At 44.8% G+C, this 17,382-nt stretch carries 18 protein-coding genes; 12 read left to right on the top strand and 6 right to left on the bottom strand.

What is annotated here, in order from left to right; all coding sequences use genetic code 11:
- Position 1 precedes the first annotated feature (1 nt).
- The 6 genes from B2248_RS03415 (at position 2) to B2248_RS03390 (ending at position 6,075) form a co-directional block, all read left to right on the top strand.
- Positions 2–661 (top strand): energy transducer TonB, encoded by a 660-nt coding sequence (locus B2248_RS03415; RefSeq protein ID WP_007146830.1) that lies wholly within the window; start codon positions 2–4, stop codon positions 659–661.
- Positions 658–1,890 carry a tetratricopeptide repeat protein gene (locus B2248_RS03410; RefSeq protein ID WP_273180252.1) on the top strand — a complete coding sequence of 411 codons (1,233 nt, stop codon included), beginning with the start codon at positions 658–660 and terminating at the stop codon, positions 1,888–1,890. Before B2248_RS03415 ends, B2248_RS03410 begins: the two co-directional genes overlap by 4 nt.
- The gene (locus tag B2248_RS03405; protein WP_273180254.1) at positions 1,883–2,443 is read left to right on the top strand and encodes a class II aldolase/adducin family protein; all 561 of its coding nucleotides are present in this window, start codon (positions 1,883–1,885) and stop codon (positions 2,441–2,443) included. Before B2248_RS03410 ends, B2248_RS03405 begins: the two co-directional genes overlap by 8 nt.
- A gap of 80 nt (positions 2,444–2,523) precedes the next feature.
- Positions 2,524–4,662, top strand: a complete 2,139-nt coding sequence (ovoA, locus tag B2248_RS03400; protein WP_273180256.1) for a 5-histidylcysteine sulfoxide synthase — start codon at positions 2,524–2,526, stop codon at positions 4,660–4,662.
- The gene (locus tag B2248_RS03395) at positions 4,662–5,837 is read left to right on the top strand and encodes a pyridoxal phosphate-dependent aminotransferase (RefSeq protein ID WP_273180258.1); all 1,176 of its coding nucleotides are present in this window, start codon (positions 4,662–4,664) and stop codon (positions 5,835–5,837) included. Before ovoA ends, B2248_RS03395 begins: the two co-directional genes overlap by 1 nt.
- Before the next feature lie 37 nt (positions 5,838–5,874).
- Complete coding sequence (locus tag B2248_RS03390; RefSeq protein ID WP_007146825.1) at positions 5,875–6,075, top strand: winged helix-turn-helix domain-containing protein; 201 nt, start codon at positions 5,875–5,877, stop codon at positions 6,073–6,075.
- On the opposite strand, the gene B2248_RS03385 is transcribed toward B2248_RS03390, so the two are convergent.
- From B2248_RS03385 to cydP, 6 genes are read right to left on the bottom strand one after another with little or no spacing between them, the layout of a single operon-like run.
- Entirely contained in the window at positions 6,062–6,652 is a 591-nt protein-coding gene (locus B2248_RS03385) for a Tll0287-like domain-containing protein (RefSeq protein WP_273180260.1), read from the bottom strand. The genes B2248_RS03390 and B2248_RS03385 overlap by 14 nt on opposite strands.
- Positions 6,652–6,930 (bottom strand): cyd operon YbgE family protein, encoded by a 279-nt coding sequence (locus B2248_RS03380; RefSeq protein WP_007146823.1) that lies wholly within the window; start codon positions 6,928–6,930, stop codon positions 6,652–6,654. Before B2248_RS03380 ends, B2248_RS03385 begins: the two co-directional genes overlap by 1 nt.
- Positions 6,923–7,027 (bottom strand): cytochrome bd-I oxidase subunit CydX, encoded by a 105-nt coding sequence (gene cydX, locus B2248_RS03375; RefSeq protein ID WP_040576631.1) that lies wholly within the window; start codon positions 7,025–7,027, stop codon positions 6,923–6,925. Before cydX ends, B2248_RS03380 begins: the two co-directional genes overlap by 8 nt.
- A gap of 9 nt (positions 7,028–7,036) precedes the next feature.
- The gene (cydB, locus tag B2248_RS03370) at positions 7,037–8,176 is read right to left on the bottom strand and encodes a cytochrome d ubiquinol oxidase subunit II (protein ID WP_273180312.1); all 1,140 of its coding nucleotides are present in this window, start codon (positions 8,174–8,176) and stop codon (positions 7,037–7,039) included.
- 5 nt (positions 8,177–8,181) lie between these two features.
- Positions 8,182–9,744 carry a cytochrome ubiquinol oxidase subunit I gene (locus tag B2248_RS03365; RefSeq protein WP_273180263.1) on the bottom strand — a complete coding sequence of 521 codons (1,563 nt, stop codon included), beginning with the start codon at positions 9,742–9,744 and terminating at the stop codon, positions 8,182–8,184.
- On the bottom strand, positions 9,741–9,923 hold the full coding sequence (gene cydP / locus B2248_RS14760) for a cytochrome oxidase putative small subunit CydP (protein ID WP_379006734.1): 183 nt from the start codon (positions 9,921–9,923) through the stop codon (positions 9,741–9,743). Before cydP ends, B2248_RS03365 begins: the two co-directional genes overlap by 4 nt.
- Before the next feature lie 293 nt (positions 9,924–10,216).
- Between cydP and parE the strand changes: the two genes are divergently transcribed.
- The 6 genes from parE (at position 10,217) to B2248_RS03335 (ending at position 17,328) form a co-directional block, all read left to right on the top strand.
- Complete coding sequence (gene parE, locus B2248_RS03360; RefSeq protein WP_273180264.1) at positions 10,217–12,118, top strand: DNA topoisomerase IV subunit B; 1,902 nt, start codon at positions 10,217–10,219, stop codon at positions 12,116–12,118.
- Between the two features lie 20 nt (positions 12,119–12,138).
- Positions 12,139–14,376, top strand: coding sequence for a DNA topoisomerase IV subunit A (gene parC, locus B2248_RS03355; RefSeq protein WP_007146818.1), 2,238 nt, complete (start codon positions 12,139–12,141; stop codon positions 14,374–14,376).
- Positions 14,377–14,546: 170 nt separating this feature from the next.
- Positions 14,547–15,293: a 5'/3'-nucleotidase SurE gene (surE, locus tag B2248_RS03350; RefSeq protein ID WP_007146817.1), complete on the top strand. Its 747-nt coding sequence runs from the start codon at positions 14,547–14,549 to the stop codon at positions 15,291–15,293.
- Position 15,294: 1 nt separating this feature from the next.
- Entirely contained in the window at positions 15,295–15,954 is a 660-nt protein-coding gene (locus B2248_RS03345; protein ID WP_007146816.1) for a protein-L-isoaspartate(D-aspartate) O-methyltransferase, read from the top strand.
- Positions 15,954–16,529, top strand: a complete 576-nt coding sequence (locus B2248_RS03340) for a YqaA family protein (protein WP_273180266.1) — start codon at positions 15,954–15,956, stop codon at positions 16,527–16,529. Before B2248_RS03345 ends, B2248_RS03340 begins: the two co-directional genes overlap by 1 nt.
- Positions 16,530–16,533: 4 nt before the next feature.
- Positions 16,534–17,328, top strand: a complete 795-nt coding sequence (locus tag B2248_RS03335) for a peptidoglycan DD-metalloendopeptidase family protein (RefSeq protein ID WP_273180267.1) — start codon at positions 16,534–16,536, stop codon at positions 17,326–17,328.
- Positions 17,329–17,382 lie beyond the last annotated feature (54 nt).

Raw genomic sequence — 17,382 nt, 5'->3', positions numbered from 1 at the left:
GATGAGATTAGTTGTTGGTATTGTTCTCGCACTACTGGTTAACTTTGGTTTGTTCTATTTAATGGAACATATGACCAATAGTAAGAGTGTGGATAAACGCGATATTGAAGAAGTTCAGATTCTGGACTTTGTGCGTTTGAAAAAGGAAGAAGCGCAACCGGAAACCAAAAAGCGTGAGCTGCCCAAAAAACCGCCACCACCGGATGAGCCGCCACCGCCACCTGAACCTGCTCCTACCCAGGCAAATAAGCCGGATGCACCGACACCAGAAATGGATATTCCAGCGATCGATGTACCGATGAATATCACGGGGGGACCGTATTTGGGGGATTTCTCTGCGGCGCCTAAAGCAGCACCTGCTCCAGCACCTAGTGACGCGCCGATGCTGGATAATGAAGTGGTGCCATTGGTACGTATTCCACCTAAATATCCGCGTGTTGCATCACGGCGTGGTATTGAAGGCGTGGTGACGGTGACATTTATTATCACTAAAGATGGCAGGGTACGCGATCCAAAAGTGATAAAAGCTGAGCCCGCCAGTGTATTTAATGATGCGGCGCTGAAAGCTATTTTGAAGTGGAAGTTCAAACCTAAATTAGTGGATGGACAGGCGGTTGAGCGTCAGGCCACTCAGGAAATCGAGTTTAAATTGTCACGATGAAAAAGCCATTATTAACGATCCTTTTTCTTACACTATCTCTGTTGGTACTGGGAAGTGCATCCGCGGCTGATGATGAGAAACAATTTTTACTCAGTGAAAAAACATATAAAGCCTTGAATCAGGCACAGGAGTTGATGGAAAAACAAAACTATCAACAGGCCAAACAGCAGCTTGATAGTTTACTGAGTACCGTTGAAAAGGGCAGTTATGAGCAGGCTGTTGTTCTACAAACTCTAGGCTTTTTATATTCATCATTAGAGCAGTATAAAAAAGCGACAGAGACATTCCAGCAGGCGCTGGATTTAAACGCATTACCAGAAGATGTCACACATACCCTGCGTTATAACCTGGCGCAATTACTTATTGCTGATGAGCAGTATAAAAAGGGCATTCCACTGATGGAGAGCTGGTTAGCCGCGGAGAAAAAACCAGATAATACGGTTTATGTGCTTTTGGCCAGTGCTTATTATCGTGTAAATAATTTTTCTAAAGCGGCCGACAGAATACAAATTGCTATTAAAAATGATAAAGCACCTCAAGAAGACTGGTACCGATTATTGCTGTCTTCTTACCTATCGCTGAAACACTACAAATCAGCTATATCGGTGCTGGAATTACTGATTACCAGCTACCCTGACAAAAAAATGTATTGGGATCAGCTGGCGGCTTTATATATGCAGGAGAATAAAGAATTTACTTCTCTTGCCGTGCGTATGTTAGCTAAAAGGCTGGATCTGACCGAACCTAAAACGCTGGTAAATCTGGCTGATATGTATCGTTATCTGCGAGTACCATACAAAGCTGGTCAGTTACTTGAGCAGGGAATGAAACAAAACGTTATTCCCAGTAACTTTGAAAACCTGAATAAGTTGGCAGACAGTTGGTTAGCTGCCAGAGAAAACCAGCGTGCCGTAGATACTTTAAAAGTCATGTTACCTATGGATAGTAGTGGTGATACCCAGTTAAAACTGGGGCAAATCTATATCAGTATGGAACAATGGGGAAATGCCATTGATACTTTATCTTCAGCATTAAAATTACTGAAAGGTAAAAAATTAGGCCAAACCTACGCGATGTTAGGCACGGCTTACTATCATCAGGACAACTTTGAACAAGCCAAAGCACAATTTCTGAAAGCGGCTTCCTTTGAGGCTCAGAAAAAACAAGCGGCTCAATGGCTACAACATATTAATAGCCTGTTAGAGAAAAATGATGAGCCGGATGCCTGATTTACAGCAACAGAAACAGGCTTTAGTTCAGCACTATAAATGGCTGCGTCAGTATGGTTGTAATGACTCTCATAGCGGTAATGCGTCTTTTCGTTGGCATGATGATGTCTGGGTCACGCCAACAGGCTGTTGTGCTGATACTTTAACCACTGATGATTTGGTGCTTTGCCACATTGATGGTCATTGTGGTGAGGGCGCGTCGCTTGATGCCCCTTTGCATGTGGCGGTGTATCAAAAAAATGAACAAGCTAGAGCGCTTTTTCATAGCCATGGTCCTTACACGGTCGCTATGACGATGAAGGAAAAAAGCTTCACACCCATCGATTTCGAAGGTCAGTATTATTTTCCAGAAGTGCCAATTATTCATATCAACTATGCGCAGTATGTCGAACTGGCACCTGCTGCAGTTGCGCAGATCCTTCAGGACTATAAAGTAACAGTCGTAAGTGGGCATGGTGTCTATGCCTGTGCTGATAGCATAAATTTGGCTTATAAATGGACATGTTCCCTGGAGTTGTCAGCAAAAACAGCATGGATCGCCAAACAAATCTGATGTGTGTGACTTATTTTCGCAACAAATTCACAGTTCATTAGTCATAACACACAATAAAAATACAGAGATGGAGTAGCAATATGACTGCTGAGAATGCCTTGAAAAAATATGCCTCGATGGAGAGTTCTTATTTGAGAACGCCTTTATTAGATGGTGGTAATGCTGCAGATAAACGACAGGAAATTGCAGATTACTTCAATTTCACTTTTGAGCGTTATGAATCGCTGTTTGATACGTTAATTGATGATCAGGCGTATTTTCAGAAGTCTATTCCTCTACGTCACCCACTGATTTTTTATTTTGGTCATACCGCCACCTTTTTTGTAAATAAGATGTTGTTGGCCGGACTTATCGATAAACGCATTGATCCCAAATTTGAGTCTATGTTTGCTGTCGGTGTAGATGAGATGAGTTGGGATGACCTCAATGAAGATCATTATGACTGGCCAGCATTGGAAGAGGTGAAAGCCTACCGCAAAAAAGTCCAGGCGATGGTGAATAAAGTCATTCGTCAAGCTCCCCTCAAGTTACCTATTGATTGGGAAAATCCGTGGTGGTCGATCATGATGGGGATTGAGCATGAACAGATTCATCTGGAAACCTCTTCCGTACTGATTCGTCAACAGCGTCTGGAGTGGGTCAAACCGCATCCAGCCTGGCAACCGTTCAGAGAGACGAATGAGGCACCGAGAAATAGTCTGGTGGATATTCCCGCAGGTAGCGTTAGTTTAGGTAAGTCGTACTCAGATCCCATCTATGGTTGGGATAATGAATATGGTGAGCATGAAGCGGATGTTGAGGCCTTCCAAGCAGCCAAGTTTTTGGTCAGTAACCAGGAGTTTCTCGAATTCGTTGAAGACGGTGGGTACCACACAGATGAGTTCTGGTCTGAGGATGGTTTACAGTGGCGTCAGTTTACCAAAGCACAACACCCCACATTCTGGCATCAAACAAAAAAAGGCTGGCAGTGCCGTTTGATGGCGGAAGTCATTGATATGCCGTGGGACTGGCCAGTGGATGTTAACTACCATGAAGCAAAAGCGTTTTGTAACTGGAAAGCGAAACAGACCGGCCAATCTGTACGTTTGCCAACAGAAGATGAATGGTACCGACTCTATGAGGTGGCCGGACTGGATGAATTAACCAGCGATTTGGCACCCGCCAATATTCATCTGGATTATGCGGCATCCTCTTGTCCTGTTAACTTCTTTAAACATGGTGACTTATATGATGTGATTGGCAATGTCTGGCAATGGACTGAAACGCCAATTTATCCTTTTGATGAGTTTAAAGTTCATCCTATTTATGATGATTTTACAACGCCAACCTTTGATGGCCGTCATAATCTGATCAAAGGTGGTTCGTGGATTTCGTCAGGCAATGAGAGTCGTAAAGCATCAAGGTACGCGTTTCGTAAACACTTTTTCCAACACGCTGGTTTTCGTTATGTCGTGTCAGAGGCTGAACTGGAAGAATACAGTTCTAATTACGAAACTGACATCATGCTTTCACAGTATGCTGAATTTCATTACGGTGATGAATATTTCAATGTCGCTAATTTCCCTAAAAAATTAGCGGAATTGGCTGTGGAGATGATGGCAGGCCGGCCAATGAAAAAAGCCCTGGATTTAGGCTGTTCTGTCGGCAGGGCCAGCTTTGAGCTAGCAAGACATTTTGACAAGGTTACTGGTATTGATTTCTCAGCACGCTTAATCAATCTCGGCACGCAAATGGCTGAACAGGGTGTGGTGCGCTATACCATTACCGATGAAGGTGAGCTGGTTCACTATAAAGAACGCCGTTTGGAACAGCTGGGTTTGGAAGATACGGCCTCTAAAGTTGAGTTTTTACAAGGTGATGCCTGTAATCTTAAGCCGATGTTTGAAGGTTATGATCTGATCCTGGCTGCTAACTTGATTGATCGCCTTTATAAGCCTGCACAGTTTTTAGCTACTGTTCACGAGCGACTCAATCAGGATGGCATTCTGATGTTGGCCTCACCTTATACCTGGCTGGATGAACACACTGAAAAAGAACATTGGTTGGGTGGGTTCAAAAAAGATGGTGAAAGCTTTACCACATTGGATGGTCTGAAAGCGATTCTGGAACCTCATTTTGAACTTATTCGCGTGCCGGAAGATATTCCGTTTGTTATTCGTGAAACCAGCCGTAAATTTCAGCATACCTTATCTGAGGTGACGGTCTGGAAACGTAAATAATGACGGTTGATTTTGACCAGAAAATAGATCGAAGTTTTAGTCAAAGCCTGAAATTTGATGCCAGAACGGCCTATTTTGGCCGTAGTGATGTTATCCCAATGTGGGTGGCGGATATGGACTTCGCTGCCCCTGAAGCTGTGACTAAGGCTCTGGTAGAGCGTGCTAAACATCCCATCTATGGTTACACGCTTCATCCTGATTCCATGTATGAAGCATTGATTGAGTGGAGTGCAAAGCGCTACGACTGGCAGATAAAGCAAAGCGATATCATTATGTGTCCAGGCGTTGTACCTTCAATCAATGCCGTCATTGAAGCGATAACGGAGCCCGGTGATAAGGTCATTGTTCAGCCACCGGTTTATTTCCCTTTTTTCTCGTCGGTAGAAAAAACGGGGCGAGAATTAGTATTAAACCCGTTAAAGTTAGACAATAATCGTTATTTTATCGATTTTGAACATCTAGAGGACTGTGCCCAACAAGGAGCAAAAACATTACTTTTCTGCTCACCGCATAATCCTGTGGGGCGAGTCTGGACTCGCGAAGAATTACAGCAGTTGCTGGAACTGGCCGAACGTTATCAGATGACGATTATTTCTGATGAGATTCATGCTGATCTTATCTTCCCCGAGCAACAACATATTAGCCTGGCAACCTTAACACACAGTAATAATGTGATTACGACGTTGGCGCCCAGCAAGACATTTAATATTGCCGGCATGGGGCTTTCAGCGTTGATTGTCAGTAATATGCAACAGCGCAAAGCTATTAAAGCCGTATTTGAACAATGGCACATCAGTCCCGCTAACCCTTTTAGTATCACCGCATTTGAAGCGGCTTATCGCTATGGTGAAGACTGGTTAAAACAGCTGAATGTTTATATTTACAAAAATAAAAAATGGGTAGAAGATTTTCTTCAAAAGCGTTGTCCTCAGATCCAGTTAATCGAGTCTGAAGGTACATACTTATTGTGGCTTGATTGTCGTGCACTGGGTATGGATAACGAATCGCTCAGACGCTTTTTTATTGAAGAGGCCAGGGTGGGCATGAATCCGGGTTATGTGTTTGGCGATAATGGCTCAGGGTTTATGCGATTAAATATCGGAACACGTCTTGAAGTTGTCCAGCAGGCTCTGGAAAACATGGCGGATGCTATTGCTGGTCTCAAAACAGTTTAATCAACACTCTTTCATGAGTTAAATGGAGTTTAGCCCCATGATGAATGATGAAATTGGTGAAGCTGCAGGCCTTATCTGGACATATTTAAATACCCGTGGCGAAGCGTCAGTCACGCGTATATGTAAGGATACGATGCTTGAGCCTAAGCTGTGTCAGCGTGCTATTGGCTGGTTGGCAAAAGAAAATAAGTTGGGCTTTAGACAGCAGGGGCGAACAGAACTGATCAGTCTGCTTTAAGTTTTGAGTAGCGGCGTTTCACAGAAAACGCCCCACGGATATCACCCATTTTGTAGCCGATGGCCATGTCACGGGGATAATTTTTATCTATCAACTTCTGAACGGGTAATGCAATCTGACTGCCATGACACGATAAGCAGAGTTTATCAGTTGCAATGGCTTTCATATAACGCCACTCATATTCCAGCTCAGAATCTACTCTTTCTACGAAGCTGAGTGATTGAATAGCCTCACCCGTCTTTAGACGTGTTTCAAAACTTTGTAATACACCAGTTTCCCAACTGTCTGCCTCATTATCAGGATTTCGAACGCGTAAACTGGTTCGATGAATATCAAGACTGTATTTTTTTGAGACTTCGTCAGCAAGAGTAGGTGCCACCAACTTACAGACTGAGATTGCCTCTATAGGACCACCATCCTGCAAGGCGGACATCAACGCTTCTTTGAGATGGGTAGACAAATCCTTAATAGCTGCCTGAGCATCACGTTCAAACGCGATTTGCTCTTGGTTTTCAGCAAAAGCGGGTAAGGCTAAACCGAAAGCAACAATGAAAGGGATAAAACCTCGCATAGGCATTAGTTCAGAGCCATATGGAATACGCCATAGAACATAATCGGCCAGCAGGTGTATGGGCTGAGTAAAATATGCAACAGCGTCTTTTTAGGAGCGAAACCGACACCATGAATAAAACCGATACAGACACCAACTAATAACACCATTAATAAATCATGATCCGATTTACCATTTTCCATCAAAAGCCGGTTAGGGAAAATTAATATGGCAGCAGATAAGCCCAGTGCAGTTAATAAACTAATTAAACGTACACCAGACTTATCTATCCACGAATTAGTCATCCAATGTATCCATCGGGCAGTTTTCTAACCACATCACATTAATGATACCGAATGCGACGGCTAATAAAACGCCAAGTATCCAAGCAAAATACCACATAATAGATTCCTAATAGGTTGAATGTTGGTTACCGCGAATAAAGTTCACGTCGAGTCTTCGCCACATACGACGATAGGTCCAGAAACTGTAACAAATTATAATTGGCACCATGACGATGGCCACCCAGAACATGATTTTTAATGTCAACAGACTGGAGGTGGCATCCCACATGGTCAGACTATGATTCACAGCATCACTTGATGGCATGACAAATGGGAACATAGAAAAACCAGCTGTCAGAATGATGCCTGTCAGTGTTACGGCACTACTTATAAAAGCCATACCAGGACGGGACAAGTGAGAGAATAGATACACACCAATCATCCCCAGAAAAGCAAATGCTGGGGCTAAAATCATCCATGGATATTGCTGATAGTTCAGCAACCAACCTCCCACTTGGGTGGTGACTTCTTTCATATCCGGAGTGAAACTTGAGTTTGCGGCTGGCATAGAGCTCACAACATAGCCATCCATACCAAAAGAAACCCACAAACCTGCAAGAGCAAATGCGATCAATAAAGCAACCGAACTGGCTTTAGCCACCTGAGTTGCCCGCCACTCCAGACTATCCAGTGTACGAATTTGTAACCAAACAGAGCCATGCATAACGATCATTAACAAGCTGACCACGCCGGATAACAAGGCAAAGGGATTAAGCAGTTGTAAAAAGCCACCTGTGTAATTTGGACGCATCATATCGTCGAAGTAAAAGGGGACGCCCAACAATAAATTACCAAAGGCGACACCGAAGATAATCGGGGGGACAACACTTCCCACAAATAAACCCCAATCCCAGCTTGAACGCCAGCGTGAGTTATCCAGTTTGCTGCGATAATCAAAGCCAACAGGTCGTAAGAAAAGTGCAAATAGCGTTAACATCATCGCTAAATAAAAGCCTGAAAATGCCATGGCATAAACAAGGGGCCATGCAGCGAATAAAGCACCACCGGCAGTAACCAACCAGACTTGGTTGCCTTCCCAGTGAGGGCCTACTGTGTTGATCATAATACGGCGTTCTTCGTCTGTATGACCGATAAACGGTAATAAAATACCGACGCCCATATCAAAACCATCGGTGAGAGCGAATCCGATGAGAAGAACGCCCATCAGCAGCCACCAGATTAATTTTAGTGTTTCATAATCAAGAATCATGATTAGCCTCTCTCTGCTGATGCTTCATAGTGGTAACGGCCGGTATGCAAGCTGCTCGGCCCTTGCCTGACGAACCGAATCATCAGATAGAGTTCAACAATTAACAGCAGGGTATAGAACACCACTAAGGCAATTAAACTGTTTTGAACATCACTGGCAGATAAGGTTGATGTCGAAATATGTGTTGGCAAAATGCCACTGATGGTCCAGGGTTGACGACCAAATTCAGCAACAAACCAGCCTGTTTCTGCCGCTATCCAGGGTAGCGGTAGACCGAGCATCGCCAGACGCAGTAACCATTTCTTTTTGTATTCTTGTCGCTTGGCACAATGATAGAAAGACAAGAAAAAGATAATCAGCATGGCAAAGCCAGATGCGACCATGATCCTGAATGCCCAGAACATCGGTGCAACAGGTGGAACGGTATCATGCGCTGCTGCTTTTATTTGTTCATCCGTCGCATCGGTAACGTTATTGGTATATTTTTTCAATAACAAACCATAACCCAAGTCATCTTTGACTTTATCAAATTCGGCTTTGGTTTCCTCTGTTACAGGGCCGTCACGTAATTGTTTTAACAGCGCGTAGGCTTTCATACCATTACGAACACGGTCTTCATGCTCTGCTCTCAGGTCTTTAATCCCAGCTACGGGCTCAGTCACTGATCGTGTAGCAATTATGCCCAGCAAATAAGGGATTTTAACGGCGTAGTCTGTTTCCATTGTTTCGTCATTAGGCCAGCCGAACAAGGTAAAGGCGGCTGGTGGTTCTGCTGTTTCCCACTCGGCTTCAATTGCCGCTAATTTGGTTTTTTGTACATCACCTACTTCATAACCGCTTTCATCACCCAGCAAAATGACTGAGCATATTGCCGCTACGCCGAAACCTGCAGCTACAGCGAAGCTGCGGCGAGCAAAACCGACATCACGGTTTCTTAGTAGGTAATAAGCGCTGATACTTAATACAAACATAGCGCCAGTGACATAACCGGCTGCAACGGTGTGAATAAATTTCACCTGTGCGACAGGGTTGAAAAATACTTCGGCAAAGCTGGTGAGCTCCATACGCATTGTTTCATAGTTGAAGTGCGCTCCGACCGGATTTTGCATCCAGGCGTTTGCCACCAGAATCCACAATGCTGAGAGATTTGAACCTAGTGCGACCAGAAAAGTGGTGGTGAGATGTTGTCGTTTACTGAGTCTGTCCCAGCCAAGGAAAAACATACCAACAAAGGTCGATTCAAGCATAAATGCCATCAAACCTTCTATGGCAAGTGGGGCGCCGAAAATGTCGCCAACGTAATGCGAATAATATGCCCAGTTGGTGCCAAACTGGAATTCCATAGTCAGGCCGGTGGTCACCCCAAGGGCAAAGTTAATCCCGAATAACTTACCCCAGAACTTTGTCATGTCACGGTATATTTCCTTACCTGTCATGACATACACCGATTCCATAATCACCAGAATCCATGATAGCCCCAGCGTGAGCGGCACAAATAAAAAGTGATACAGTGCCGTGATAGCGAACTGCAAACGGGATAAGTCGACTAAGTGTTCAGAAATCAAGGTGAATCTCCATCTGAAGAGTGATTAATAATCACGTCAGCGACGGCGTCATGGGTAATGTCGTCGGGGGCGCTACTAAAAAACAAATGCCATATAAGAAAAAGTAACAACAGCTTGCAAACCAACATAATGCTAAGCTCAATGATCAATTTTCTATCAGTGAATAATTTCTTTGCCACTATTCCACCACAACACAAGTTAAGAAAACATGATCTTAGTCAATTTTAGTTAAATCAGGTTGCACGCTCTGCCAAATTAAGGGGCGAATAATACGCCAGATGCCACAAAAGACAGTATTCTTAGCGGGTTATTTACAAAACTTTACAAACTTGTCACTTTAAAAGCGAGGGAATATTTACACGAATTCGGATTAAACCGGTTTTTTTTCACAGATATGTTGCTTCTGTGTTGTCTGTTAGGCTTTTATCCTGCTAACCTTCGGTGGGAACAATTTTAGGTAGATATCTCAATAATGACGAATACATACAATGCATCTGCCATTGAGGTTTTGACGGGGCTAGAGCCTGTCCGTAAACGACCAGGCATGTACACCGATACAGCACGTCCCAACCATCTTGCTCAAGAGGTCATTGATAATAGTGTTGACGAAGCGGTAGCAGGCCACGCGAAACAAATTCAGGTTACCTTACATAAGGACAATTCACTGGAAGTCAGTGATGATGGCCGAGGTATGCCGGTTGATATTCATCCGGAAGAAGGTGTGCCAGGTGTTGAAGTTATTCTCACGCGCTTACATGCGGGGGGGAAATTCTCCAATAAAAACTACCGCTTTTCCGGCGGTTTGCATGGTGTCGGTGTTTCCGTTGTTAATGCATTGTCCTCGCGTCTGGAAGTCAAAATTCGTCGAAACGCCACGGAATATCAAATTGCGTTTGAAAGCGGCGCTTTAGTTGAAGCTTTGAATGAAATCGGTACGGTGGGTAAACGAAATACTGGCACCACTGTCAGATTCTGGCCTGAAGAACCGTTTTTCGACTCTCCTAAATTTTCTGTTCCCAGACTAAGACATGTGTTGCGAGCAAAAGCCGTTTTATGTCCAGGCCTGGTGGTGACCTTTACCGATTTATCGGGTAAAGAGAAGGTGGAAGACCGCTGGTGCTACGAAGATGGTTTAAATTCATACCTTTCTACGGCGATGACCGATGCGCCCTGTGTTCCTGCAACGCCTTTTGTTGGACATATGAGTGAAGAGTCACAGGAAGTGGACTGGGCACTTATGTGGCAGTTGGAATCTGGGGACGAGTTAGCAGAAAGTTATGTCAACCTGATTCCTACAGCTCAGGGTGGAACCCATGTTAACGGCTTACGAAGTGGCGTACTGGAAGCACTCAGAGAGTTTTGTGAATTTCGTAACTTACTGCCAAGAGGCGTGAAGTTAGCCCCGGAAGATGTCTGGGAGCGTTGTTGTTATGTGTTATCGGTCAAGTTAGAGGATCCCCAATTCTCAGGTCAGACCAAGGAACGTTTATCTTCTCGTCAATGCGCTGGCTTTGTGTCTGGTGTGGTGAAAGATGCCTTTAGTTTATGGCTGAATCACCACGTAGAAGATGGTGAAAAAATTGCCGATCTGGCGATTAATAATGCGCAGTCCAGATTAAAGCAGGCGAAAAAAGTGGTACGCAAACGCGTACAGTCTGGTCCGGCGCTGCCCGGTAAGTTAGCGGATTGCGCTTCTCAGGATCCTTCGCGTACGGAATTATTTTTAGTGGAAGGGGATTCGGCTGGCGGTAGTGCCAAGCAAGGCCGAAATAGAGAGTTTCAGGCCATCATGCCATTACGTGGCAAAATTCTGAATACATGGGAAGTGGAACCCGGACAAGTGCTGGCTTCTCAGGAAGTCCATGATATTGCCGTCGCTATTGGTGTGGATCCCGGTTCTGATGATTTGTCGGGCTTACGTTACGGTAAAGTTTGTATTTTAGCCGATGCGGATTCAGATGGTGCCCATATCGCCACCTTATTATGTGCGTTATTTGTCAGACATTTTCGTCCCCTGGTTGAAGCAGGTCATATCTGCGTTGCTATGCCACCGTTGTATCGTATCGATGTAGGTAAGCAAGTGTTCTACGCACTGGATGATGAAGAACGCAAAATTATTCTCGACCGAATTGAAAAAGACAAAATCAAAGGTAAAGTCAGTACACAGCGCTTTAAAGGCCTAGGGGAAATGAATCCCATGCAACTGCGTGAAACAACGATGGCACCTGATACCCGACGTTTGATTAGACTGACCATTAATGCTGAAGACGATACGATGATGACGCTGGATAAGCTTTTGGCTAAAAAACGTGCTGCTGATCGTAAGTCCTGGCTTGAGCAACATGGTGATTTAGCGGATCTGGCCGCTTTATAAATGATAAAGAGATATAACCCATGACTACTTTCGTCGATGATTTGGAGAATATGCCGCTACGCGATTTCACTGAAAAAGCGTATCTGGATTATTCGATGTATGTCATTCTGGACCGTGCATTACCGCATATTGGTGATGGTCTGAAACCTGTTCAGCGGCGGATTATTTATGCAATGTCTGAACTGGGTCTGAGTGCCTTATCCAAGCATAAAAAATCAGCCAGAACAGTCGGTGACGTCTTAGGTAAATACCATCCCCATGGTGATTCTGCCTGTTATGAAGCCATGGTATTAATGGCGCAGCCGTTCTCTTATCGTTATCCCTTAGTCGATGGACAAGGAAACTGGGGCTCAATCGATGACCCTAAATCTTTTGCTGCAATGCGTTATACCGAAGCGCGTCTGGCAGCTTATTCGCAGGTTTTATTAAGTGAGTTGGGACAGGGCACAGCGGATTGGGTGCCGAATTTTGACGGCACCATGGATGAGCCGTCATTGTTGCCAGCCCGGTTGCCTAACCTATTACTAAACGGTACGACAGGGATTGCTGTGGGGATGGCCACTGATGTGCCTCCTCATAATCTGCGTGAAGTGGTTAATGCCTGTTTACGCCTGTTAAAAACACCCAAAAGTACTCTGGAAGATTTGCTTGAAGATATTCAGGGGCCGGATTTCCCAACTGGGGCTGAAATCGTTTCCAGTCGCGATGAAATTCATAAAATGTATGCCACCGGGCATGGCTCGATAAAACAACGGGCATGTTATAAAAAAGAAGAAGGTGAAATCATCATCTATGAATTGCCCTATCAGGTGTCCGGGGCAAAAGTGCTGGAGCAAATTGCGGCTCAGATGCAGGCAAAAAAATTACCGATGGTTGCCGATTTGCGTGATGAGTCGGATCATGAAAATCCAGTTCGTCTGGTCATTATGCCTCGCTCCAACCGGGTTGATATCGACAGTCTGATGTCGCATTTATTTGCGACGACTGATTTAGAACGCAGCCATCGTGTCAATATGAATATGATTGGCATGGATGGTCGTCCGCAGGTGAAAAATCTGTTGGATATGCTGCAGGAATGGCTGGCCTATCGTGTGGAAACGGTTCGTCGTCGTTTGCAATATCGTCTGGATAAAGTGCTGGATCGCATGCACGTTCTGGAAGGCTTACTCGTTGCCTATCTGAATATCGACGAAGTCATTGCGATTATCCGTACTGAAGATGAACCTAAAGCCGTGATGATGGAACGATTCGGTATTACTGACAGACAAGCCGAAGCCATTTTAGAACTGCGTTTACGCCATTTAGCCAAGCTGGAAGAGATGAAAATCCGTGGCGAAATGGATGAGTTGAGTAAAGAGCGCAAACAGCTTGAATTATTATTAGGTTCAGACACACGCCTAAAAACACTGATTCGAAAAGAATTGACGGCTGATGCAGAAAAATTTGGTGATGACAGACGTTCAAACATCATTGAAAGAAAGGCCGCAAAAGCATTAAATGCCACCGAGTTATTACCTACAGAACCGTTGACCATCGTGTTATCTGAAAGTGGTTGGGTACGCGCAGCTAAAGGTCATGATGTTGATCCTGCTTCGTTAAATTTCCGTACAGGTGATCGTTATTTTGCTTCAGTGAAAGCCAGAAGTAATCAACAGATTGTGTTTCTGGATGATACTGGCCGTAGTTACTCGCTGGGCGCACACACGCTCCCTTCTGCACGAGGTCAGGGTGAACCGCTGAGTGGGCGTTTACAATCACCTGCCGAGGCCAGGTTTGTGGCTGTGATGGTAGTTGAACCTGAACAGTCAGTCTTACTGACCAATACGGCAGGTTACGGATTCATTACTACGCTTGATAATTTATTGGCTAAAAATAAAGCAGGTAAGGCCATTTTTAATATTCCAAAAGGCGCTGCTTTGCTGCCACCGTTATTTATTGACAGTAAAGAAACACAGATTGCCGTAGCCTCCGGCGATGGTCGTTTACTGGTGTTTCCTGCTGATGACATTCCAGAAATGAATAAGGGCAAAGGGGTTCGTTTGATCAATATTCCTCAGGCGAAATTCACTTCGGGTCAAGAATGGATGCAAGCCGTCGTTATAGTACCTAATGAACAGGGGCTCACCTTACATGCTGGCCGACGTCATTTAACGTTAAAAGCCGCTGATTTAGCCCATTATGAAGGCAGTCGTGGTAAAAGAGGACATAAGCTTCCACGCGGCTTACAGAAAGTCAGTGGCATGGAAGTCGCTGAATAAATTTCATTACCGTGACAACGATGTCATATGACGCTGATAGCGTTGAAGAACAGCCAAAGTATTCTTTCTTCAGCCACATGGCTGTTTTGCGTGATTTTATAACGATCGCTGCTCAATCTTGTTAAGATATGAGCGCTTAAATAACAAGAGCTTAAAGACCAAACAATCTAATGAAAATCCTGATAAGCAATGATGACGGGTATATGTCGAAAGGCATTCGCACTCTGGCAAAAGCGATGGCAGAACTGGGGGAGATCACCGTTGTCGCCCCTGATAGAAACAGAAGTGGTGCCAGCAATTCACTGACACTGGAAAATCCGCTAAGACTTGAACAACAAGAAGATGGTGTCTATCGCGTTGAAGGCACGCCGACAGACTGTGTGCATCTGGCGATTACAGGCTTACTGGAGGATGAACCGGATATGGTGGTGTCGGGTATTAATGCTGGCGCCAATCTGGGTGATGATGTGCTTTACTCTGGTACAGTAGCGGCGGCCATGGAAGGACGTTTTCTTGGCTTGCCAGCAATCGCTATATCACTCACATCACATAATGGCACTCACTACGAGACAGCAGCTTGGGTAGCCAAGAAACTGGTTGCCCAGCTTAAGTTATCTGCATTACCCGCTGATACGATTCTGAATGTGAATGTGCCGGATTTACCTATTGACGAAATTACCGGTATTGAAAGTACCAGACTTGGCCATCGTCACAAAGCCGAGCCGGTCATTAAAGAAGTGGATCCACGTGGTCGTATGATGTACTGGATTGGCCCTGCTGGTGAAGAGGAAGACGCGGGTCCAGGAACTGATTTTGATGCTATCCGGCGCGGTGCTGTTTCTGTGACTCCTTTGCAAATTGATTTAACACGCTACGATGCTATTGATGGCGTTGCCAACTGGTTGAAAGATATCTGAAATGAAAACCGACTACCGAGGCATCGGCATGACCTCACAGCGCACACGCGATCGATTGGTAACTCGATTACAGGAGCGTGGAATCAAGAATAATGAAGTGCTTTCTGTCATTCGTGAGATGCCAAGACATTTATTTGTCGATGAAGCTTTAGCCAGCCGTGCTTATGAAGATACGGCTTTGCCGATTGGTCATGGTCAGACTATTTCACAGCCATATATTGTGGCAAAAATGACTGAAATCCTGCTCGAAGATGGGCCACGCCAGAAAATTCTGGAAGTCGGAACGGGTTCCGGTTATCAGACAGCGGTGTTATCTAAACTGGTTGAACGGGTCTACAGTGTTGAACGAATTTCACCGCTGCAAAATCAGGCTCGTGAACGTTTTTATCAACTTAAACTCAATAATATAAAACTCAAACACAGTGATGGTAACTGGGGTTGGGAATGGTATGCACCGTATGACGGTATTATTGTGACCTGTGCGCCTGAACACATCCCATTAGAATTATTAAAACAGTTAGCGCCGGGCGGACGTCTGGTGATACCGGTTGGTACAAGTCAGGGTCAGTCTCTACGTGTGATTGATCGTCAGGGTGACAGGTACGAAGAAACGGAGTTAGATCCTGTCAGTTTTGTTCCTCTATTGAGTGGTCAGATTTAATGCGCTTATTTTCAGGTTTGTATGCACAAGTGATGATATGGGCCCGACATAAGTACGCGACCTACTGGTTAGCTTTAGTCAGTTTTACCGAGTCTTCCTGTTTTCTTGTGCCACCGGATGTAATGCTGGCACCGATGACCTTAGCCAGACCAGAACGTGCCTGGTTTCTGGCTGCTTTAACCACAGTGACATCAGTTTTAGGTGGACTGTTAGGGTATCTCATAGGCTTGTTTGCTTTTAATATGGTTGAACCCTGGCTGGTGTCTCTAGGTTATATGGATGCTTACACCCATGCTGCCGAGTGGTTTCATGAGTGGGGAATCTGGGCCATCTTTCTTGCTGGGTTTACGCCGATTCCCTTTAAAATTTTTACTATTGCGGCCGGTGTAGCCAGCATGGCCCTATTACCATTTATATTTGGTTCTTTGGTTGGGCGGGGAATGCGTTTCTTTCTGGTGGCGGCTTTAATGCGTTGGGGCGGTGCTGAGTTAGAGTCAAAACTTCATTTATGGATTGATCGTATTGGCTGGTTTACGGTGTTAGCACTGGTGATAGGTTATTTTATCTTCATATAAATTTATGCAATGGATCTGGCCGTTACTACTGGTTTTTACCTTAACATCCTGTGGTGGTGGAAGCCGGGCGTTGGCGCCAGTTGGTTCCTATGGTTATGAAAGCAATCAGCGAAAAATAGCCAGAACGCCTTATTCTTATACGGTCAAAAAAGGCGATACTCTGTATTCCATAAGTTGGCGTTATGGAATGGATTACAAGGAATTGGCGCGTATTAATGGCATTCGGTCTCCTTACACCATATATGTCGGACAAAAGTTAAAATTCAGGGGTTCTACGTCAAGTACAAGGACGCCGTCCAGTTCCAGCTCCAGCAAACAAAAAGTAGTGACCAAGCCGACGACGCCTGCACCAAAACCTAAAACACAAGCGAAGCCAACTTCCCAGCCAGCAACTGCGTCAACAAACTCCAGCTATACCGGTAGCCAGAACTTGCAATGGCGCTGGCCGACGGATGGACTGGTGATTGCGACATATTCCAATAGCAGTTCAGGTGGTAAGGGTATTGATATTTCTGGAAAAGCCGGGCAACCGGTAGTCGCCGCCGCTTCAGGAAAAGTGGTTTACAGTGGTAATGGTTTGCCGAGATATGGCAACTTATTGATTATAAAACATAACGATGTTTACTTGAGTGCCTATGCGCATAACGAACGTTTGTTAGTGAAAGAGGGCGAGGTTGTGAAGTCTGGGCAAAAGATTGCCACATTAGGACGGACCGGTACTCAGCGATACCAACTGCATTTTGAAATTCGTCGTAATGGTAAACCTGTCGATCCACAACGTTTTCTACCCAAACAATAAACGCTGGGTACGCCATTTTTATGACAAATCAGCTACAATATGTGGCTTGCCGGA

The organism is Methylophaga sp. UBA2012 (assembly GCF_002335235.1).
GTDB classification, from domain to species: Bacteria; Pseudomonadota; Gammaproteobacteria; order Nitrosococcales; family Methylophagaceae; genus Methylophaga; species Methylophaga thalassica.
The sequence above is the reverse complement of the archived record's forward strand: the minus strand, read 5'-3'. Positions and strand labels throughout refer to the sequence as shown.

Bases quoted from the DNA above. Each gene is read 5' to 3' on its own strand.
- B2248_RS03395 (WP_273180258.1), top strand. From the start codon at position 4,662: ATGACGGTTGATTTTGACCAGAAAATAGATCGAAGTTTTAGTCAAAGC.
- B2248_RS03405 (WP_273180254.1), top strand. From the start codon at position 1,883: ATGCCTGATTTACAGCAACAGAAACAGGCTTTAGTTCAGCACTATAAA.
- parC (WP_007146818.1), top strand. From the start codon at position 12,139: ATGACTACTTTCGTCGATGATTTGGAGAATATGCCGCTACGCGATTTC.
- ovoA (WP_273180256.1), top strand. From the start codon at position 2,524: ATGACTGCTGAGAATGCCTTGAAAAAATATGCCTCGATGGAGAGTTCT.
- B2248_RS03340 (WP_273180266.1), top strand. From the start codon at position 15,954: ATGCGCTTATTTTCAGGTTTGTATGCACAAGTGATGATATGGGCCCGA.
- B2248_RS03415 (WP_007146830.1), top strand. From the start codon at position 2: ATGAGATTAGTTGTTGGTATTGTTCTCGCACTACTGGTTAACTTTGGT.
- surE (WP_007146817.1), top strand. From the start codon at position 14,547: ATGAAAATCCTGATAAGCAATGATGACGGGTATATGTCGAAAGGCATT.
- cydX (WP_040576631.1), bottom strand. From the start codon at position 7,027: ATGTGGTATTTTGCTTGGATACTTGGCGTTTTATTAGCCGTCGCATTC.
- parE (WP_273180264.1), top strand. From the start codon at position 10,217: ATGACGAATACATACAATGCATCTGCCATTGAGGTTTTGACGGGGCTA.
- B2248_RS03335 (WP_273180267.1), top strand. From the start codon at position 16,534: ATGCAATGGATCTGGCCGTTACTACTGGTTTTTACCTTAACATCCTGT.
- B2248_RS03380 (WP_007146823.1), bottom strand. From the start codon at position 6,930: ATGACTAATTCGTGGATAGATAAGTCTGGTGTACGTTTAATTAGTTTA.
- B2248_RS03345 (WP_007146816.1), top strand. From the start codon at position 15,295: ATGAAAACCGACTACCGAGGCATCGGCATGACCTCACAGCGCACACGC.
- B2248_RS03410 (WP_273180252.1), top strand. From the start codon at position 658: ATGAAAAAGCCATTATTAACGATCCTTTTTCTTACACTATCTCTGTTG.
- B2248_RS03390 (WP_007146825.1), top strand. From the start codon at position 5,875: ATGATGAATGATGAAATTGGTGAAGCTGCAGGCCTTATCTGGACATAT.
- B2248_RS03385 (WP_273180260.1), bottom strand. From the start codon at position 6,652: ATGCCTATGCGAGGTTTTATCCCTTTCATTGTTGCTTTCGGTTTAGCC.